The organism is Fluviicola sp. (genome assembly GCF_039596395.1).
Taxonomy (GTDB): domain Bacteria; phylum Bacteroidota; class Bacteroidia; order Flavobacteriales_D; family Crocinitomicaceae; genus Fluviicola.
Genome location: NZ_JBCNJT010000002.1, coordinates 1444406 through 1464933, shown reverse-complemented (window position 1 = coordinate 1464933; position 20528 = coordinate 1444406). Strand labels below are relative to the sequence as shown.

Below are 20528 nucleotides of genomic sequence, written 5' to 3'. Positions count from 1 at the left end.
GCCGTTGTAATCGTATTGTACTTTATCCTTGAATCCGTTTGCCACAATCGCACTCTCTGATGCGGATGTCAACTGCAATTCTCTTCCTCCGTTTCCGGTTCCGTCCAAACGCGTGATGCGTGGAGTTATCCCATATGAAGCCATATGCATGGTCCCCATGGATTCGGGAGCAGGATTATGCGGAATCAACTCCAGAATTTTCACTTCCCCAATGGCTGCTTTCCGGCTTCCCAGGAAGGGTTTCTTTTGTCCGTCCAGGCCATTAGCTTCTGTTGGGTCGTAAGTTTTGTAATTATTGTAGGCATACGAAATTGCCATGTAATAATAGCGCTTGAAATTCACCAGTTTCCGGTCACCGGAAGAAAACAAATCTTCTGTCACCCGGAATGAATGCCGGATACCTTCATCCGCACCTTTTACTTTCTCCACCGGGAAGGATGCCTGCAGGTTCTCATCGAATTCAAAATTCACCAAACGCTTCACTCCGTCTTTGAGATCCACCTGAGCTACCAAACGCGCCTTGGTCGGATCCTCCAGGTCGGAAACACTGACGTTGGATTTATTCAACTGGTAAATCATGTAACCCTGGAAACGGTAATACTTATCAGCATTCGGAACAGTTGTCCCGATAAACGGATCATATTCCTTGTAATCCTCAGACTTGTTGTTGGATGCAGAACTATTAGACAAGTAAAGAATCAACTCGTTGTTCAATTCCTGTCCGGTCAGATCCGGAGCATGCGGCCCTTCCAGTACGCGGAAACAATTTTCGAATAAAGCCTGTGCTTTGTCATCGGCAAGCCGTAATGATTTCACCGATTCAAACGGATCGCCACCGGCAGATCTTGCCCAAACCATTCCCACAGTGATGTTATTTACAGCGCCTGGTTTCAGCACGAAAGGTCCGGCAGATTGCAGGAAACGGCGGTCATAAGGCAAATTATTTGCAGTTTGTTCGGTCCAGACCGGCTGAGGAATTCCTCCTGTTCCCCATCCCAGCGGATCGGTATCATCCGGGAACATGAAATCACAGGTCACATTGGGGTTAACAGTCGGATCGGAGATATGCCCGTTTCCTCCGTAATAAAACGGCGTATTGTCTTTCCATCTTCCGCGCAGGAAATTGTAATAATCTGCCGCGGTGGTCGGATCTGTCTGGTTTGGATTTGCCCCTCCTCCTGAATTGATATAATACAGGAACCGTCTCATTCCGTAGCGTTCGTTGTCCACAATTCCATCTCCGTAACCGATTCCGTTCAGCGCTTCTCCCGGCCCGATTCCATAGGCATTGTCGATTGAATCATTATCCTGGTAAGGCCCTTCGAAGAAATCTACCCCGGCAGCCGGAGGACTTGTTCCGTACCCATAAAATCCCTGGTTATCGCCATCCACTGCATCACCATTGTAGAAATATCCCAATCCACGGCTCACATCACAGCCGGTGTAATCGTCGAACGGATCTCCAAGTGCTCCATCCACAAAAACCCCGAAATAGGTATTGTACAAGGTTTGCGTTCCGCGGTTGATCAATTCGTAATTGTAAAAGGTCATGTTATTGACCTCATCATTGGTGGCAAAAGCAAAAGCCTGTGCTCGGATTTCCATCCCGATAGGTTCACCCTGAGATTCGGTATGGATATTTCCTTTGTCGTTCATGACCCACCACATGTTGAAATCCCCGTAAAGCGAAACTCTCCGGTCGGTTTTACAGTCTTTTGTTCCGTTAATATCGTACCAGGGATAATCTCCCTCTTCCCATTCGTATTCGCCATCATTATCGCGGTCGAAGAAAGGTGCCAGGTGGTAATCCTGCCCTTTGCTGACATCTCCGTGAGCCGGCCAGTTCTTGATGAAATCGGGAACTTTATAATTCGGAAAATTAGTGCCTTGCAAGCTGGTTCCGTTCTGCTGATCCTGGACTCCTGCATTGTACCATGCATCGAATTGACGCACCAAATCTTTGCTGGAAGTAAAGTGATTATCGTATTTCAAACATTCGCTCGGGTCAATTTCTGCAGTTCCCGTTGAAAGTGGCCCTGTCCAGTAATCCTGTCCCTGGCGGTAACGCAAGGCTGCCAGTTTTAATTGTCCGTTGATATCCGTTCCTCCCAACCACAACGCCGAAGTGAAAAAACACATGATTTTGGAGTTCTTAGGAATTTCATATTGGGAGAAATTTTGACCCGGAACCTGCCACAAATTTCCCGCGGTATGGATCATTGCACGCACATTGTTGTATTCCATGTACGTGGTTTTATTTGCCGGTGCACAGCTGGCAGCTTTCGTGGGAATCGGTTTCTTTGCTTTCTCTGTACCCTGATAAACCTGAGAAAACAGGCTTTTCGAGCCGATAATAAAACCAAGGATCAATAGGAATCGCATTTTCTTCATAAATAGTTGCGAGTGAAGATACTTAAAAAACCAGAGCAATAAAAAAGCAATGAGACAAGGAGATATCGTTCCTTGTCTCATGACTGATCTAACCGACTATGGGTACTTATGTTATGTAGCAGTAGTTCCTCCGGAAGGGAACGAAAACTAACTAACCTAAAACTAACCTATTATGAAACAACTCCTTCCGGAAGTCAGCTTTGTTTTGAATACCAGAACTTGTTTAATCTGATAGAGCAAAAGTAGTTTTGGAAGTGTTGTAATAAAATACCGGAAAAGGTTGTTTTTGAGTACTTGTGACAGGGTAAACACACTAACTATTCTGGTGAGGTTTCAAGAGAAATATAACAAGTTCAGACATATTCGAAAAAAAATGATATTTTGTCTCCGGATTATTACACACTATAAAGGCAAAAAACTGCTAACACTGAATCATGAACATTAACGCTGATAAGGCACAGGAAAACAAAAACGAAACAGACTCAACTGAAAAATCTCAGCTAAGCAGTGGCGGAAAATGGTCAGTCCAATTTACAGATAACCGGCCGGAAGCAGGTATTCAGCGAAACGTGACGGAAATGATGGGTTCCAGTTCAAGGAGTAAACAAATTGCCCAGCTGCAACAAATGGCAGACAAGCATGCCACACAACCCGCATTTTCAGAACCCCTAAAACCAAATGAAACAGGTTTACCTGATGAATTAAAGTCTGGTATTGAACATCTTTCTGGTTATTCCATGGATGATGTAAAAGTACATTACCATTCGGATAAACCGGCCCAACTTCAAGCATACGCATTTGCGCAAGGAACAGATATCCACGTAGCTTCCGGACAGGAAGAACACTTGCCCCACGAAGCATGGCATGTAGTACAGCAGAAACAAGGCAGAGTGAAATCCACCTTGCAAATGAAAGGAGGAATCGCTGTAAATGATGATGCGGAGCTGGAACAAGAAGCAACTGAAATGGGTGCTAAAGCTGCACAGCTAAAACCATTAGACAATTGGGAGACAAGAATGAATCTTAATCCTAGTCAACAAGTATTTTCAGACAACAACCCCTTACAGGCGAAATTCAACCGCTTGAGCGAGGCAAGAATAGAAAAGATCCAAAAGGCAAGAAAGGAGGATGGAGAAGAAGTTGAGGGGGACTTCCTGGAAGGTCTTTATGAAAAAAACGTTTCAACAGTAAACGATTCGGGGAATCCTAACCTGTATTACAAAGTGATATCTGTAACAAAAGCTGTTATGAACAGAGTGGTAGATCCCAGGTCAAAAGACACATTAGCCACAAACATGATACCGCTTTTTGCAAATATTAAGAGCGAGAAGTGGGCTAAGGACAGGGATAAATTGCTCCAGGATGACTTGGAGTTATGGGACATTAATGAAAACGGACCATATACCGTTAAACAAGTTGCGGATGCACAACAATCGCTTATAGGGAAAGGAACTGCCGCAGCAGATAAATTTAAAAACGATGTCATCGGGTCATTACTTACCGGAGGAGTAATTGAGGAAGAATCCGGTGAATACGGAGCAATCGAATTCCGATTTGCGCATGAATCGGGAGACATGTATGTGCTGGAATCCGTTGAAGAAGACATGAGAGAAGTTTTAGCAAGTATCGATCCGAAGAACAAACATCCGAAAATGAGGGTGATTGGTGAATCCAGTAGTGCGTTACAGCGCTACAAACATTGCTACCTTGCGGCCAAACTTCCTTACCCGGATTTAAGAATCGGACAGTATTATTTATTTATTGAAGATTCTGTGGAGAACAGATTTATTAAAGCTCTTCTCGATTTTCACACATCGCAAGGCATTCAGGACCGTAGCTCCAAACTGACCGCCGGGAAAGCAGGTAACCCGGTAAAAAAACTACCGGATGCTCCTTTGGCTGATAACAAGACCCGGTTTAAGTCTTATCAGGCTTCTGCGAAAAGAGGAAGCAGGGATGCGGGCCAAAAAGCGGTCATGAACAATTATTCAGCTGAAGAATACGTTCGGGTTTTTAATGCGAAAGAGGCAAATGATAAGAGTTGGGAATGGCTGCACATTCAAGGAGCGCGATTAGGCGGAGCAAATATTCCACAGAATTTGGTTGCCGGAACAAGTGAGGCGAACTCTCATATGATCCCTTACGAAAGAGCCATTCATCAACTCAGTAAATTTTCGGGCCCACAACTACCTATAAATATCACCTGGACTGCAAGTCTGATCAAAGACGGGGACGGACTTAACACCCATATTTCCGATTCCATAACAATCAGTGTGGAAATGGATGAAATGCCAGATATGCAAGATGAGAACAACCTGGAGGACCTGCTGGGTATTTTCCCGATCACATTCAACCCGATTGAAGGTGCACAATTTACCAAATTCGACCGGGACACTGTAAAAACAAGATCAGAATAAGCTTAAAACGAAAAAACTTCCCCCATTTCGTCATATCGTGATATAACGAAAACATGATATCATGTTTTAATGATTATGGACAGAAGATTATCGCTTCCAGGCCACGACTTTCCCGAAATCGATCAGAAGCTGGTAAATGTTATTGAACTTACTGAAGCTCAATTCTTCGTAAGTATCATACACATCGTGGTAATGCTTGTTCGGCCCCATGGTGTACATGAAGAAAGCCGGCACTCCTTTTAGGGTAAAGAAATAATGATCGGAATTGGCGGCCTGGCCTCTCGATCCGATTTTCGGCAGGAATTGCTGTTTGTCGTTAATGGATTTCAAAGCATCAAACTGTTCCGGGAATAAGGTGGCATTGACAACCGTTGCTCCTTCTTCACCGCTTCCCATGATATCGAGATTGAACAGGAACTGGATATCTTTCAGCGGGAAAACCGGGTGTTCGGTGTAGTATTGGCTTCCCAGCAAACCAACTTCCTCACCGGCAAATGCCATAAATACCATATTTACTTCTGCCGGATTTTTTACATAATAACGGGCCATTTCCAGTAAAAGCGCCGTACCCGAAGCGTTGTCATTTCCTCCGGGGAAATAAGTTTCCTGTCCCATCCGGCCCAGGTGATCGTAATGTGCACTGAACACAAAATACTTTTTCGATTTCTTCCTGGCCGGAACATAAGCGATCACATTTCGCGCCGTGTGATCTATCATTTTCGCGTCTGCTTTGATTTGGAAAATCCAGTGATCCGAAGAAGCATCCAATGCGCCTGATTGTACCTGGAGCAAAGCAAACCGGCTTTGTTCCTGGCTCACACTCCAGGTAAATTTCGTATCTACCAGTTCAATAACCGGCATTGATTGACCCAAAGTCTTCGCCAGGTCTTTGGCTATTTTCAGGGTATCACCTTTCCAGTCACTAAAACGGAAAGCAAACCCGATTCCCATTTTGGAACCACTCATTGCGGCTTCACTGATCTTATTCTTCAGTTTTTTCCCGTTGAACAATTCAGCAAGGGTAATCTTGTAAACCTTTAAGCTGTCGGTAAAATAGGACGGGCAAGCCGGATCGACCACAAATTCTTTTCCGGGAACAAGCGCTTTCCCGTTTACGGAACAAGTCATCCTGTTCGGAAAGGTATTTACGTTGAATTGGAAGGGCTGGTAAGGTGTATTTTTAAAGAACTTACATCCCATCTTTTCGAATTCCCCCGCAATGAAGTTGGCAGCAAGAGAATCTCCTCCGTTTACGTAACCACGACCGTGAAAAGCCGGTGAACACAATTTTTCGACCGTCAGGCGGCCTTGTTCTACCTGTCCGAGCCCGAACAGTGGTATGAAAACCAGGAGCGAAAGGAATTTATGCATACTTGCGTTCTACTTTTTGAACAAGCTCAATCGCCAATTGACTGTCTGCGTCCCAATGATATTTATTGGCATAACTGCTAACCAAAGATCTTGCCTGTTCTTTCGAGGAAATATTCTCTATCTGATCGATCAGGCTGTTGAACTCGTCATTCGACCCGTTGAACAACTCCTGGATGATCTGCAAACGCTCATTAAATCCGAAAGCACCTTTCAGGGTATCGAGGCGCACAGACATCAATCGGGCAGCGAGTGTTCCGTCGTTGGAATTCAATTTTCCATAGATCGGATGCAAACCTTGTGTATTTTCAATCGGAGCCGCAAAACCAGGTTCCTTGATAACCGGAGCTTTTTCTGCTTCTACTTCACGTACCGGTTCAACGAATGCTTCAAAATGCTCCTCCTCTGCAGGTTCTTCGACTACTTTTTCTTCGATTAATTCGAAAGGAGTTACTTCATCGATCTCTTCATCGGTATCCATTCCGAACAAGTCATAAGAAGGTTCTTCCTGCGGTTCGGGATGCACTTCCTGAGCTTCCACAATCGGAACAATTTCCTCTTTCACAGGTGCAGGAGCTTCCGCAACAGGAGCAGTAGCCGCCTGGTTTCCGTAAACTTTCGCTTCCATTGCCTTGTACCGCAAAATGATTGCTCGCTCATTCAATTGATTGGTAGCAGCCGCAAAAGCTTCCAATTCGTCAAGAGTAGCTTCTCCCGACTTTATCTTCACCAATAAAGCTGTAATTTCTTCGATCAATGCGTGCATTTCCATATTCCTCGTGTTTCGAAATTTTTCAACATTTGTCACAACTTGTAAACCTCGCCTTCTTTAAGAAGCGATAATTCACAATTTTTGCAGTATAAAATTACAATTCAGAAAAACCGGTTTTGTTCCGAAAACGAATAGTTGTTTAAAGTGAATTGTTGATAACCCTGAAATAATGATGTTTTTAGAGCAAATTCCTTCTGAAGCGAGACAAAACGGATGGATTGAAGTGATCTGCGGATCGATGTTTTCCGGAAAAACCGAAGAATTGATACGCCGTTTGAAACGGGTGGAATTTGCACAGCAAAAACTCTTGCTTTTCAAGCCTGCGATCGATAACCGTTACCACGAGGAACAAGTGGTCAGTCACAAAGGTTCTTCCCTGGAAGCAATACCGGTAAAAAGCTCAGCCGAAATCCTCAAACACTGGAAAAAGGAACGCATTGTTGCTATTGATGAAGCCCAGTTTTTTGACAACGGATTGGTGGATGTTTGTACCGACCTGGCCAAACACGGAGTCCGGGTAATCATTGCCGGCCTCGACATGGATTATTTGGGAAGACCTTTCGGCCCGATGCCAGCGCTGCTTTGCATGGCAGAATATGTCACAAAAGTGCATGCGATTTGCGTTTCATGTGGTAACTTAGCACAATACTCCCATCGGACAACCAAGGACGAAGGACAGGTATTGGTCGGAGCAGTTGAAAAGTACGAACCGCTTTGCCGCAGTTGTTACAATAAAATTGAGCATTGAGATTACAGTATTCCATTGAAGCGTGTGCGGAAATTTTTGAAGCCGAGGTAGTTGGTTCAAGCATTGATTCCATTCTACATGTTTACTTCGATTCCCGCAAAATTCAACAGGCAAAAGGAGCACTCTTTTTTGCTCTGTCCGGTCATTCAAGATCTGGAAATGAATTCATTGAAGATGCTTACCGGCAGGGAATCTGCTTTTTTGTGATTGCGAAAAATACCACCGTTACTTTTCAGCCCGATGCAGTTTATTTCAAAGTAGATGATGTGCTGAACGCGCTTCAAAAACTGGCGAAGCACCACCGGAAACAGTTTACCTATCCCGTTGTTGCAATCACCGGCAGCGTAGGAAAAACAACCTTCAAGGAATGGATCTTCCATTGCATTTCGGACAAGTTTAAAGTAGTTCGCAGCCCGAAAAGCTTCAACTCGCAAATTGGTGTTGCTCTTTCCCTCCTGGAAATGCACGAGGGTGCTTCCATTGCTTTTATTGAAGCCGGAATTTCGAAACCCGGGGAAATGAAAATCCTCCAGGATATGATCCAACCGGATTACGGGATTTTTACCGCATTCGGGAAGGCTCACCGGGAGAACTTTGCCAACAACGAAGCACATTTGTTGGAGAAATGGGTACTTTTCCGCAATTGCCGTCTGGCATTTATCCCTCATACTTTTGCGGATCTGGAAAACCGCTTGCCGGGCAATTTCCAGGTTTGCCCCTCTTACGAAAATCATCGTTTTCCTGCCGGATACAATGGAATGCTGGGTGTTTTGAAAACCTTCCTGGCCTATTTGCAACTCGACCCGGTAGAAATCAAGGAACGCATGGACTCACTTCCCACTTTGGCCCTGCGCATGGAAGTTTTTGAAGGGATCAACGGAAATACGATCATCAACGATACTTACAACCTCGACCTGGATGCTTTGGGTGAAGCATTGATCTATCAGCGGCAACTGGCTCCGGAGAAAAAACGCATCGTGGTAATCGGGTTGTCTGAAAAGCACCTGCATGAAAAACTGGAAATTGAAAAACTGATCCAATCGTTCAATCCGGATGAATTCCATTTCATTCCCGAGGGAAAATCCATTCCATGGGAAAACTTTCACAACGCGGTTGTACTCGTAAAAGCGCACAGAGACCGGGCTTTCGAATACGAAGTTGCACGAGGGAAAGCCCTGAAACACCGGACCATTGTTGAGATCAATCTCAGCGCCATCAAACGCAATATTTCGTTTTATCAATCCCGATTGCCGAAAGATGTAAAAATCCTGGCCATGGTCAAGGCTTCGTCTTACGGATCAGGTGCCGATAAAGTTGCCCCTTTCCTGCAGCAAAGCGGAATCCGGAATTTCGGGGTTGCATTTGCGGATGAAGGGGTGGAACTGCGCAAAGCCGGAATCGGTGTTTCTTCGTCAATCGTAGTGATGAACCCGGATCCGGAACACAGCGACCTGATTATCGAGTACCGCCTGGAACCGGCCATTTATTCGTTCGAGCAATTGGATGAGTTCATTACCGCTTTGATCCACCGCAATATTTCTGCTTACCCGATCCACTTAAAATTCGATACCGGAATGCACCGTTTGGGGTTTGCACCGGCCGACAAAGAGCGCGTTCTGGCAGTTATCAATTCGCAGCCCGAAGTGCAGATCAAAGGAATTTATTCGCACCTGGCTGATGCCGATAATCCGAATCACAGTGCATTTACCCAAAAACAACTGGCTGCTTTCGATGCAATTGTTTCCTATTTCCGCAAGAATAGCCCGGACGCTTTCCTGGCACATGTGCTCAATTCGGAAGGTTCTTTACGCTACCCGGAAAATTGCTACGACATGATCCGCCTGGGGATTTCCATGTATGGCTATACCGAAAACCAGGAATTGAAAGCTTCCCTGGAATCAAGTGTTTCGTGGTACAGTTCCATTTCACAGATCAAAGCTGTTCCGAAAGGCGATTTTATCGGTTACGGCATTTCCTACGAAGCGATGGAAGACATGATGATTGCCATTGTTCCCGTTGGCTATGCCGATGGATTCCGGCGCAGTTTAAGCAATGGAAAAGGATCCGTTTACATTCACGGCATTCAGTGCCCGGTAGTAGGCCGTGTTTGCATGGATATGATCATGGTAGATATTACTTCCGTTAATGCGAAAATTAATGACACGGTGGAAATCATCGGGCAGAACCAACCGATGGACGTTTTTGCCAAAGCCATGGATACGATTCCTTATGAAGTGATGACGGGCTTGTCGAGACGGATGCACCGGGTTTATGTGGAGGAGTAAAATTCTTTATATCTCCCACAGACGAACATGGATGCTTTTCACACACCTTTCAGTAAAAAATTATAGATCTATTCTGCTTTCCTGTAGAAGATAGCTTCCACCCGGCGGTTCATGGACATGTGCTCTTCCGAATTGTCGGGAACTAATTCCATGGTATTACTGAATCCTTGTGCCGACATCCGTTTTGGATCTATGCCGTTTTGCACCAGGAAATTCATCACGGCTTCTGCACGCTTTATAGACAGCGGCATATCGTTATCACAGCAAACATGACCGTGTAATTTCAATTGAAGCGTGCTGTCTTCCAGCATCAGGTTTTTGAGTTCTTCCAAATTCGGATAAGAACTCGTCAAAAATTCCGATTTTCCACCCACAAAATTGATATTCAGGTTTAGCGGTGTATTTAACTCAACAGTCAATTTGGGTTTTGTAACGGTGATCTTCCCATACACCAACAGATCTACGCGCCGGTTCAATACATCAGGAGCAGTTCGGAAACCGGAAGTTTCATTCGCATTCAGGGTTTCCACCTTCACCCGGTTCAACCCGGAATTGTTCAATAACCGTTCAACGGAACGGATCCTGTCGCTGGCCAGTGCTTTGTTTCTTTTCAGGGACCCGGTGGAATCCGTATATCCGACCAACCGGATAAGGGTTAGCGAAGAAGCATCCATCTTTTCCAATTGGGACAGTAGCTTTTCTGCATCCAGGATTTCGGATTGATTGTAGGCAAAAGAGGCTGTGATCGAATCCTTACGAACTTCGTTTTGCGCACGGCAAAAAGCGACGGAAAAGATGACAACAGTTAAAAGTACAAGTGATTTCATAAGTCGGTTTTAGGTGAAACGGAAGAATGCTATTTCGTTACATCCAACCTGGAGATCCACCGGTATGCGTCCTCAAAATTCGAAAAGGTTTTCATCGGGATCGGCGGTTTTTTCATTCCGTAAATCAGGTTAATGATAAACCCGGTCAGTTTATTGGGAGCGATCATCGCCATAGCGGAATAGGTCACAGGAAGCTCTTTGGCTGCCAGTTCACGCGTTGCCTTATCCGGAACGGATGATTTTGCTATTGAGATAATCAGTTTCACCGGTTTTTGATCGTTCAATGACTTGACCAAAGCTACATTCGACGCAATGGTTTCGACTGTTCGGCTGCTCGGTTTCGAAGCCGCATAAATGGTATCGGCATCCACACGCCAATAGGTTGCCAGTTCTGATTCCCCGATCATGGGAGTTTTTAAAAGTTCTTCCAGTTTCATATTACTTTTCAATTGCCAGTAAAATTTGCTTGCGCCAGCTTCCCCAGCGGAACGTACCTATTTTACCGCTCTGACGGACTACCCGGTGACAGGGAATCAATAAAGCGACCGGATTTGCACCGACAGCTGCTCCAATAGCCTTTGAAACGCCCGGATCATGGAGTTTCCGTGCCAGGTCTTCATACGTAACCAATTCCGACTTAGCAAGCAGTTGAAGTTCATTCCAAACGCGAACCTGGAACGGCGTTGCTTTCACCGCTACCGGAATCACTGGAAGATCTTCCGTTTTGACAAAATAACTCATCAAAGCCTGGTAAGCCAGTTCATGCAGTTCCGTTCTTTCCTCTTTGACGGTGCTTTTCGGAAAAGCTCTTCTCAAACGGATCGAACCCACTTCCGCATCTTCAAAAGTCAATTGACAAATCCCCGATTCATGACTTGCAATAAACACATTTCCCAAAAAATAAGGAAAGATTGAGTAATACACTTCTTCCGGAGATTCCTCCACGATCTGAATATCCAGGTCAATGTGTGATGCCGGTTTTTCAGGCTCTTCGTCAAACGAATCAAAGATGGAAATCTGGGCTTGTTGTTTATCCACGCGGGCCAAAGACGGTGCAAAAGCATCCTGTACAAAACGGATGGGATCTTTGCCCAAATATTCCTGGAATAAGTGTTGCGTTTCCCATTCTCCCAATCCCAGGTGTTTAGACAATTCTTCTATCGTAACCCCAATTTGCTGTGAATCAAGCATCCATTTCAGGGTCCTGAACAACAAATCCATGCGGGGAGACTGGTATGAAAAATCGGAATCCATTTGCGGATGGAAAGTTAGGGAAAATCCTGGCTTAATAAATTCCTCTGTTTAGTTAAAAATAGTAGTTTTGCGAAAAAAAATTATGAAGTCAACCATCCTCCTGATAGCCATCTTTCCATTTCTTTTTACGGCTTATGGTCAAAACGTTTCAGATTTAGGAACATTTGCTATTCCTAAGAATTTCAACCAGAAGCACGATACCTACGTTTGCGATGACGCAGTGATATTGAATTATTCACCCTACCTTCCCGTAACCAGCCTGAACCTGATTAAATTCGGATTCTATCAACAAGCGCTGGTAAAATCAGGAACAGAATTTACCGAAAAAAGAATCCCCGTTGATGACGGAATTATCCAACAATGCTTTTATTCAGGCGATACCATTACCGAATTTCTTTTGTACTACAAGAAAGGTTTCCCAAAATATAAATGCACCTATGCTGTACGCAGAAGAAATTGTAAAACCCTGGAAATTTTTGGGGAGCAAAAAACACTTGCGGAGTATGAATTCAGCGATCCGGCAGCTTACCAAAGCATGCGTTTATTAAAAGCCGGAATTGGTTATGTTTTTATAGAAATGACCGATACTAAAGGAATCGTTACTTTTTTATCTGATCAATTGGAAGAGGAAAATAAAGTTGAAATTAATTCATCTACTTTTAATGCTATCAAATGTAAAGTGTGCTATTTCGCACTTGCAAATAGTGACCGGAGTATTCTAATCGGATTTTCAGACAGAGCTTTAGGCCCTTTGAATGCTGTCAAAAATAAAATCTTAAGACTAACTGATCAAGGCGAGTTATTTTGGTATGAAACGGCTTTAACTGATTCTGAATCATCCCTTGCATCTCACGGAAGTTATCATTACAATGTAAAAACAGAACAACTTACCTGGACGTTCTTTGCTCGTTCAAAAGAAAAGTACGGGTATGGAATCGTAAAATGGGACAGTGATGGCAGACTGGTTTCGAATCAGGTAGTACCGCTTGGTTTTGAGAATATTTTTAAGAACGAGCCAGAGATTATCAGTTATTTCAAAGCCAATAAACTCTCAACAACCGATATTTGGGGCAGACTTGATTATGCTGCATCTATCAGGTTGATGAATCATGAAAAAGAAGAGTATATCGTTATCCAGAAACCACACGGTACGTATGAATTAATCTCAGCTACCTATATTGTAAAAATAGATGAAGACGGAAACCCGGAATGGATCAAACCTATCCTTTCAGAAATCCGGGACCCCATGAATTTCACGTCGGCAAAACCATATTTCAGGAATGGTAAAATGAACTTATTGATTGCGGATTATTCCACAAACACCAAAAAAAATGAGCACGTAAATCTTTCATTCAGAAAAGAAGGAGCAACAGTTTCATTTTTTAACCTGGTACTGGAACCAAAGGACGGAAGCGAAATTATACATGATAAATATAGTTTCACTACAGAAACAGGCGTACAACTAACAAATATACTTGTGGATGAGAAAACTCATCAGGCAGTTATCGAAATTCTAAAAGGAAAAGAGTTATCCTACAAAAAACTAAAGCTTTGATCGCTTGAAAGGAGTTCACAAATGATGAGCTCCTTTTTTAATTGTACAACCTTTGAAGGAATTTTGTATCATTGAGTAAACCTCCGTTATGATGAAAACCACAACTCTACTCATTGTCCTGCTTTGCCTGAAAACCAGCTGGGGACAAATTCAATACCGTCCTATGCCGGAAACAGATGCAACCTGGATACAGGCACAGTTTCTATACAGCATCGGTGGTCACGAACACCAAACAATCACGACGGCTGTTTATATCACCGGTGATACGGTCATAAACGGCTTGACTTATGTGAAAATCGGAAGTCACGGAACATATAAGTGGATGGACGGATTTGGTACGCAAAATCCAAGTACAGGCGGCGGGCCGATTGCTCACTCAACCGGTTATTTCCGTCAGGATATCGTGCAAAAAAAAGTGTTTATCTGGAATTCCCCGAATCAAACAGACGAGCTACTTTACGATTTCGGGAGTTTGGTGATCGGCCAACCTTACCCGGAAACCGTTACCAATTACAATTATCCGAACCTGTTGGTCATGGGTCAGGATTCCGTGCAATTGATGGATGGTAATTACTACAAACGCTGGGTTTTGGGAACAAACTCACAAGACTCCGCTTATGTTTCCGTGATTGAAGGTGTTGGTGGCACGAGTGGATTCAATACGCCGATATATCCGGTTTTTGAGCAGGAATCTCATTTATTGTGTCACAAGGTAGGAACTCAGCAGCTTTATGAAGACTGGCGAGGCAATATCCTTCCTCCGGAATATTCCGAAGATTGTTCGCGGACACTTGCATTAGAACAAAAAGACGAAATCAAGCTGATTATTTTTCCGAATCCGGCAAACTCAAACGTTTCTATTCAATCAAACGGGTTGATCCGGTCAGTGGAAATCTGCAATCTGAATGGTCAATCACTGATTCGTCACGAGAACAGCAACAAGGACAATGAACTAAGTCTGGATCTGAATAATTTGAAGCAAGGTGTTTATCTGGCGCGGATTTTATCCGCAGATGGACATACGATGATGCGACAAATCCAATTGATCAGATAAAAAACACATAGGGGCGTTCCGTATGTACAGGACGCCCCTACTAGTATTATTCCGGTTTATTACCCGGTGATTTCGGTTTTATTTCTGCTGGCTTACTGATCTTCTGTGGGGCTTCCGTTTCTTTTCCGGATCCATCATTTCCATCAGTTTCAAACCCAGGAGGCCATCCATTGCTGATCCGCCCTGTTGTCCGTTTCCACCGATCAACACATCCGGGATCAACTTGATGTTTCCTTTGGAAAGCTCTTCCGTGATCTTGTATCGCGTAAAGTTTTCTCCACCCAATGCTTTTACGGCCAATTCGTAAGCTTCCGCTGTAGATTTACCGACCGCCAGGATCTTGCTCGCTTCTGCCGAACCGGTTTTCGAAATGCGTTCCGCTTCCGCATCTGCTTTCAATTTCACGGCTTCCGAATCTGCTTTCGCGCGGGCTCTTGTAGCTTCTGCTTCTGCCAATGCACGCATTTTCGTTGCTTCCGCTTCTGCATTCACGGCCAATTTCACCCCGGATGCATCCCCTTCTGCTTTTTTCACCGCTGCGTTCGCTGTGCGTTCCGCAATTTCCACACTTTGCTGTGCTTTTACGATGTCTTTCTGCATATCGGCAATCGCGGTTTCTTTCTCCATCCCCTGGCGCGTTTCCTGTGCCTGTTTCTGGGTTTCGTAAGTCACTTTCTGCTCTTCCGCGATCTTACGGTCGGTCAGCGTCTTCATCAAAGATTCCGGCGGCACGATGTCACCGATCAGGGTATCTACCGCGTTTACGTTGTATTCGTCCAACACTTTCTTGATGTGTTCTTTGGCAGATTCCTGTCTTTCCTTACGTGTTGACAAGAAAGCAATCACATCGCTGTCCTGCGCCGAGTTACGGAAGTAGTTACCGATCGTTGGTTCCAATACCTGTGTTACCAGGTTCACCATATTCCCGAAACGCGCAATGACTTTCGGAGCCTCATTGGTAGGAACGTGAATGATCTGGGAAACATCCAGGTTGAACGGGAAACCGTCTTTCGAACGCACGGTGATCGTAGACAGGTTCTTATCCAGGTTGTGCGATTCGCTGCGTGCCTGTGCCCAGTTCAATACGAGGTTCGTTGTAGGTACCAATTCCACTTTCATGGTGTATTTATTTACCGGGTATTTTCCCGGGCCAAACGGTTCGGACCACACACCTTTGCTTCCTTTTTCTACGATGTTCCCGTGTTTGAAGTCGATTCCAGTCAGGTCTTTTCCATCGTGACCGATGTATGAGATCACTACTCCCACGTATCCGATCGGAATTTCTGTCATCGGAGTTTCTTCCACCTGCAGCGCCCATGGGTTCAGGTTATACGATCCTGCCAAAATGACTGTCGGCTGCAAACCGCGGTTTCCTCCATTTTCGAGGAACGTATCGAAATCCTGGAAGTTGTTGTGCCCGGTAACTGCCTTACCTGCGATTTCTCCGTGTTCGATCGGCATACCATCCAAAGTCGTTACGATACCCACCATGCTTTCGCGGATGCGCACCATTTCCGTAATCGATACCTGGAACAACATCGTGTTGATACGGTATGAACCCGCCGTGATGTAGTTTGTTTGACGACCACGCTGTCCGTTATTTCTCAGGAACATGTCTGCGTCCTGGAAATTATCACATTCTACTTTACGTCCGAGGATGTTCCCAGTCGGGATTTCAGCACCATCCTTCGAAAGTACCAACCCGATTTTTCCTTCCGGAATCACCGTAAATTGTTCCATGGTGATTTCATACTGCCACACCCACATTCCGAAATACAATCCCGGAGCAAGTGTTTTAGCCTGGAAACCTGCTTCCCCGTTGATGGCAACAATGCGTCCATCCGGAAGCTCTTTGTGTTCGCCAAACAAGACGAACTTTTTCGTAACTAATCCGATCCTGTCTTCCGGAACGATGACCATTCCGAACAGGAAGCGTAAAATAAATTTGTAGAGGATCAAACAGATGACAATCAATCCGATCCACCAATAACTAAGTAACATTTCTTTCATCGATTTCTATTGTTTAAGTTTAAAAGTTGGCACGTTACTTGCCGTGTCAAATTTAGAAGAAAAGCATTCAAAACTCCCAGTCGGACCCATTTTCTTATGCACAGAAAAACCTTACCAAAAGTTCATGCAATGGATATGGATCCCGACTTGGGAGCGCCGTTGGCGGCAGGTTGACAGAACGAATTGTTTACCGGCCCGGTAAAAAAAGCGTTTGGTCAAACTGCCCTGACTTTATTTCTCTAAATAATTCACTTCAGTATCGTACAATCCGCCGTTGCGGACGAAACGTTTCTATTCCGATAGGAAGCTTGAGGGAAGTGGCCGGATTCCGGTGGGCTGTATCGTGAATGTGACATTCACGAGGTAAATGTATATAACCTGCATTATCTGCGAAGATATTTAGGATATTTTTACTAAAAATCTGTTATTTACCGGATGAATTTCAACTGCTTTCTTAAGCCATTTTCCGAGGAAATACGGGCAATGTAGCAGCCTTTTGACAAATTGGAAATATCTACGTCCTGAGAACCTTCCATTTGGCTTTTTTGGATCACTTGTCCGGATAAAGAGTAGAAGTTAATTTCCCAAATCACATGTTGATCTGCTTTTACAGTGAGTGTATTTTCATTACTCAACCATATGGAAATGTCATTGGTAACCTCCGGAATAGTAAGTGGAGTTTCCGGTTGCGGCGGATCCTGGAAATTTACACGGATGAAATACGGTTTTAAAGTGCCCTTCTGAATTTTAAACAAGCATGGGCTCACAATGTAAGCTTCCTGTGATAAATCGTAATAAAGAGGAGAATAATACCCTTCATACGTTATCGGGAACAGATCACCTTCCAAAACGGTAATCAAGTGATTTACTTCTGAAGTATCCACATTCACACACATACCGTCTGCATGCCAGTAAGCCGTATATTGCAGCGAATCTCCGAAAGGTAACGTGATTTCATAAGTAAGCGAATCAACGGTGACATCCATATCAATGTGAAAAGCGCCGTAGGAAAGCGGATTATTGACATTAAAACCATCCAGGCGAAAATGATCACTGGCGGTCCAATCCGTTCCATTGGCATGAAATAACTGAATCGATGCCGAACAAATTCCCTTTTTCTCCGGATCCTGGGAAAATCCTGTTAATGAACCGGAGATACATGCGATTATAAGTAGTTTCTTCATACCGCATAAACGCTTAAAACTTCCATTTGTTATAATCGGAGTTTTAAACTCCGTATAATTTTCGAAGTGCCAAACAAAAAAAGGCTTCCAGTTTCCTGAAAGCCTTCTCCTCTTATTATTCTTTTCAATATTACCCGTTCAATGCTTCCGCACCACCAACGATCTCTAAGATCTCGTTTGTAATGGCAGCCTGGCGGGCTTTGTTGTAGCTTAATTTCAAACTACGCTGTAACTCCTTGGCATTATCCGTTGCTTTGTGCATCGCTGTCATACGCGCTCCGTGCTCGGATGCGTTTGAATCCAACAATGCTTTGAACAATTGGATTTTTAACGTTTTCGGGATTAACTCTTCTACGATCTCTTCTTTCGAAGGTTCGAAGATGTAATCTCCGGCTTGTTTGTCGTCTTTTTGTTCTGTCGGAACAATTGGCAACAACTGCTCTTCCACTACTTCCTGGGAAGCTGCATTGATGAAGCTGTTGTAAATCACAACTACTTTATCGAACTTCTTTTCCAGGAATGATTTCATTGCAAAATCGGCAATTACGGAAACATTTCCGAAACTCAGATCTGCAAAAATGTCATCGACAATTCCGGTCCCGGAAGTTTCGAAATACATGTTTGAGCGCTTGAATGCATCTTTTGCCTTTTTACCTAAAGCAAGAAGGCTCACATTTGCATTTGCATACTCTTCGTTGATTGCCAGGTTTACTCGCTTGATGATGTTGTTATTGAAACCACCACACAATCCGCGATTGGAAGTAATGGCAATGATCAAAACGTTTTCAACAGGACGTGCAGCAGCCAGTGCATTTTCCGAAATATCCAACGAAGCTGTCAAATTACCCAGGATCTCCTGCAATTTCTCAGCATACGGACGCATTTGAGTAATGGCATCCTGTGCACGCTTTAATTTCGCAGCAGAAACCATCTTCATTGCAGAAGTAATCTGCATCGTAGATCCTACTGAAGTAATTCGATTTCGTATTTCCTTTAAATTTGGCATAACTTTAATTATGAATTATCAATTATCAAGAGTATTACCCCTTAATAATTGATAATTATTCAATTCATAATTCTATTAATATTTTGCAGCGATCTCTTTCGCAACTTTTCCTAGAAGATCTGTATCAGCATCTTCGTATTTTCCTGCTTTCAAACGAACCAATACATCTGAATGTTTCGCTTCTAAAAAGTCCAAGTATTCTTTTTCGAAATCTTTTACTTTGTTCACAGGAACGTTTTGCATCAATCCTTTTGTACCAACGTAGATGATTGCAATTTGCTTTTCTACCGGGTAAGGATCTCCTTCGCGTTGCTTCAAAATCTCTAAGTTACGAGCTCCTTTGTCCAAAACAGACTTCGTAGCCGCATCCAAATCAGAACCGAACTTAGCGAACGCTTCCAACTCACGGTATTGTGCCTGATCCAGTTTCAAAGTACCAGCTACTTTCTTCATGGATTTAATTTGCGCGTTACCTCCTACACGGGATACAGAGATACCTACGTTAATTGCAGGACGGATACCGGCGTTGAACAAGTCATTCTCCAGGAAGATCTGACCATCCGTAATCGAAATTACGTTTGTAGGGATGTATGCAGATACGTCACCCGCTTGTGTTTCGATAATTGGAAGTGCAGTCAATGAACCTCCTCCTTTTACGATTCCTTTCAAAGATTCAGGAAGGTCGTTCATTTGCTTAGCGATGTTATCATCAGCGATGATTTTCGCAGCACGCTCCAACAAACGGGAGTGAAGGTAGAATACGTCACCCGGGTATGCCTCACGGCCCGGAGGACGACGTAGTAACAATGAAACCTCACGGTAAGCAACTGCTTGCTTGGAAAGGTCATCAAATACGATCAATGCAGGACGTCCTGAATCACGGAAGAACTCACCGATAGCAGCACCAGTCATTGGAGCATAGAACTGCATTGGAGCCGGATCAGAAGCATTTGCAGCAACGATTACCGTGTAAGCCATTGCACCTGCATCTTCTAATTTTTTATAGATTCCCGCAACTGTTGAACCTTTTTGTCCTACTGCAACATAAATACAGAAAACCGGTTCCCCGCGGTCGTAAAATTCTTTTTGGTTGATGATCGCATCAATCGCAACAGTTGTTTTTCCTGTTTGACGGTCACCAATGATCAACTCACGTTGTCCGCGTCCGATCGGAATCATCGCATCCACCGCCTTGATACCTGTTTGAAGAGGCTCAGTTACCGGCTGACGGAAGATAACTCCCGGAGCTTTACGCTCGATTGGCATTTCGTACAATTGACCAGCGATAGGCCCTTTACCGTCGATTGGCTCACCGATCGTGTTCACTACACGACCAACCATTCCGTCACCAACGTTAACAGAAGCAATGCGGTTTAAGCGTTTTACCGTGTCTCCTTCTTTTACGGATGAAGAACGACCCAACAATACTACCCCTACGTTATCTTCTTCCAGGTTCAATGCAATTCCCTGCAATCCACCGTCGAATTCAACTAGTTCCCCGTATTGAACACCTTTCAATCCGTAAACGCGAGCGATACCGTCACCGATTTGTAAAACTGTACCTACTTCCTGCAATTCAGCTTCCGAACGGAATCCTGATAATTGCTCTCTTAAAATTGCAGAAACTTCTGCTGGTTTAACATCTGCCATGTTTTCC

Annotated in this window: 14 protein-coding genes and 1 pseudogene; 5 read left to right on the top strand and 10 right to left on the bottom strand. The window is 44.1% G+C overall.

Translation table 11 applies throughout. The features are described from left to right. Positions 1-2382: pseudogene (locus tag ABDW02_RS15220) on the bottom strand (T9SS C-terminal target domain-containing protein); the annotation flags it as partial. A 443-nt stretch (positions 2383-2825) separates the two neighbouring features. Here ABDW02_RS15220 and ABDW02_RS15215 point away from each other — a divergent pair. Continuing rightward, a complete protein-coding gene (locus tag ABDW02_RS15215) occupies positions 2826-4808 on the top strand; it encodes a DUF4157 domain-containing protein (protein ID WP_343635935.1) in 1983 nt (660 codons plus the stop codon). Positions 4809-4895: 87 nt separating this feature from the next. On the opposite strand, the gene ABDW02_RS15210 is transcribed toward ABDW02_RS15215, so the two are convergent. Together ABDW02_RS15210 and ABDW02_RS15205 are read right to left on the bottom strand one after the other, a co-directional pair. Further along, positions 4896-6179 carry a M28 family peptidase gene (locus ABDW02_RS15210; protein ID WP_343635933.1) on the bottom strand — a complete coding sequence of 428 codons (1284 nt, stop codon included), beginning with the start codon at positions 6177-6179 and terminating at the stop codon, positions 4896-4898. Further along, complete coding sequence (locus ABDW02_RS15205) at positions 6172-6948, bottom strand: hypothetical protein (protein WP_343635931.1); 777 nt, start codon at positions 6946-6948, stop codon at positions 6172-6174. Before ABDW02_RS15205 ends, ABDW02_RS15210 begins: the two co-directional genes overlap by 8 nt. A gap of 172 nt (positions 6949-7120) precedes the next feature. Here ABDW02_RS15205 and ABDW02_RS15200 point away from each other — a divergent pair, with 172 nt between their 5' ends. Together ABDW02_RS15200 and alr are read left to right on the top strand one after the other, a co-directional pair. Continuing rightward, positions 7121-7696 carry a thymidine kinase gene (locus tag ABDW02_RS15200; RefSeq protein WP_343635957.1) on the top strand — a complete coding sequence of 192 codons (576 nt, stop codon included), beginning with the start codon at positions 7121-7123 and terminating at the stop codon, positions 7694-7696. Further along, entirely contained in the window at positions 7693-9981 is a 2289-nt protein-coding gene (alr, locus tag ABDW02_RS15195) for an alanine racemase (protein WP_343635929.1), read from the top strand. Before ABDW02_RS15200 ends, alr begins: the two co-directional genes overlap by 4 nt. Positions 9982-10049: 68 nt before the next feature. On the opposite strand, the gene ABDW02_RS15190 is transcribed toward alr, so the two are convergent. The 3 genes from ABDW02_RS15190 to ABDW02_RS15180 are packed head-to-tail and all read right to left on the bottom strand — an operon-like array spanning position 10050 to position 12062. Beyond that, positions 10050-10808: an OmpA family protein gene (locus ABDW02_RS15190; protein WP_343635927.1), complete on the bottom strand. Its 759-nt coding sequence runs from the start codon at positions 10806-10808 to the stop codon at positions 10050-10052. Positions 10809-10837: 29 nt separating this feature from the next. Then, complete coding sequence (locus ABDW02_RS15185; protein WP_343635925.1) at positions 10838-11245, bottom strand: hypothetical protein; 408 nt, start codon at positions 11243-11245, stop codon at positions 10838-10840. Position 11246: 1 nt separating this feature from the next. Continuing rightward, a complete protein-coding gene (locus ABDW02_RS15180) occupies positions 11247-12062 on the bottom strand; it encodes a methylated-DNA--[protein]-cysteine S-methyltransferase (protein WP_343635923.1) in 816 nt (271 codons plus the stop codon). Between the two features lie 397 nt (positions 12063-12459). Between ABDW02_RS15180 and ABDW02_RS15175 the strand changes: the two genes are divergently transcribed. Continuing rightward, positions 12460-13617 (top strand): hypothetical protein, encoded by a 1158-nt coding sequence (locus ABDW02_RS15175; RefSeq protein WP_343635921.1) that lies wholly within the window; start codon positions 12460-12462, stop codon positions 13615-13617. Between the two features lie 88 nt (positions 13618-13705). Then, a complete protein-coding gene (locus ABDW02_RS15170) occupies positions 13706-14671 on the top strand; it encodes a T9SS type A sorting domain-containing protein (protein WP_343635919.1) in 966 nt (321 codons plus the stop codon). A gap of 78 nt (positions 14672-14749) precedes the next feature. Here ABDW02_RS15170 and ABDW02_RS15165 read toward each other — a convergent pair whose 3' ends face one another. The 4 genes from ABDW02_RS15165 to atpA all read right to left on the bottom strand — a co-directional run bounded on the left by ABDW02_RS15165 (position 14750) and on the right by atpA (position 20521). Then, the gene (locus ABDW02_RS15165; protein WP_343635917.1) at positions 14750-16681 is read right to left on the bottom strand and encodes an SPFH domain-containing protein; all 1932 of its coding nucleotides are present in this window, start codon (positions 16679-16681) and stop codon (positions 14750-14752) included. A 428-nt stretch (positions 16682-17109) separates the two neighbouring features. After that, positions 17110-17865, bottom strand: a complete 756-nt coding sequence (locus ABDW02_RS15160; protein WP_343635914.1) for a T9SS type A sorting domain-containing protein — start codon at positions 17863-17865, stop codon at positions 17110-17112. Positions 17866-17995: 130 nt separating this feature from the next. Further along, complete coding sequence (gene atpG, locus ABDW02_RS15155; protein ID WP_343635912.1) at positions 17996-18871, bottom strand: ATP synthase F1 subunit gamma; 876 nt, start codon at positions 18869-18871, stop codon at positions 17996-17998. Positions 18872-18946: 75 nt separating this feature from the next. Further along, the gene (gene atpA, locus ABDW02_RS15150) at positions 18947-20521 is read right to left on the bottom strand and encodes a F0F1 ATP synthase subunit alpha (protein ID WP_343635910.1); all 1575 of its coding nucleotides are present in this window, start codon (positions 20519-20521) and stop codon (positions 18947-18949) included. Positions 20522-20528: the final 7 nt, after the last annotated feature.

Excerpts from the sequence above, each read along its gene's own strand:
- ABDW02_RS15180 (WP_343635923.1), bottom strand. The coding sequence starts at position 12,062 with ATGGATTCCGATTTTTCATACCAGTCTCCCCGCATGGATTTGTTGTTC.
- ABDW02_RS15205 (WP_343635931.1), bottom strand. The coding sequence starts at position 6,948 with ATGGAAATGCACGCATTGATCGAAGAAATTACAGCTTTATTGGTGAAG.
- ABDW02_RS15215 (WP_343635935.1), top strand. The coding sequence starts at position 2,826 with ATGAACATTAACGCTGATAAGGCACAGGAAAACAAAAACGAAACAGAC.
- ABDW02_RS15200 (WP_343635957.1), top strand. The coding sequence starts at position 7,121 with ATGTTTTTAGAGCAAATTCCTTCTGAAGCGAGACAAAACGGATGGATT.
- ABDW02_RS15165 (WP_343635917.1), bottom strand. The coding sequence starts at position 16,681 with ATGAAAGAAATGTTACTTAGTTATTGGTGGATCGGATTGATTGTCATC.
- ABDW02_RS15170 (WP_343635919.1), top strand. The coding sequence starts at position 13,706 with ATGATGAAAACCACAACTCTACTCATTGTCCTGCTTTGCCTGAAAACC.
- ABDW02_RS15185 (WP_343635925.1), bottom strand. The coding sequence starts at position 11,245 with ATGAAACTGGAAGAACTTTTAAAAACTCCCATGATCGGGGAATCAGAA.
- atpG (WP_343635912.1), bottom strand. The coding sequence starts at position 18,871 with ATGCCAAATTTAAAGGAAATACGAAATCGAATTACTTCAGTAGGATCT.
- ABDW02_RS15190 (WP_343635927.1), bottom strand. The coding sequence starts at position 10,808 with ATGAAATCACTTGTACTTTTAACTGTTGTCATCTTTTCCGTCGCTTTT.
- ABDW02_RS15160 (WP_343635914.1), bottom strand. The coding sequence starts at position 17,865 with ATGAAGAAACTACTTATAATCGCATGTATCTCCGGTTCATTAACAGGA.
- atpA (WP_343635910.1), bottom strand. The coding sequence starts at position 20,521 with ATGGCAGATGTTAAACCAGCAGAAGTTTCTGCAATTTTAAGAGAGCAA.
- ABDW02_RS15210 (WP_343635933.1), bottom strand. The coding sequence starts at position 6,179 with ATGCATAAATTCCTTTCGCTCCTGGTTTTCATACCACTGTTCGGGCTC.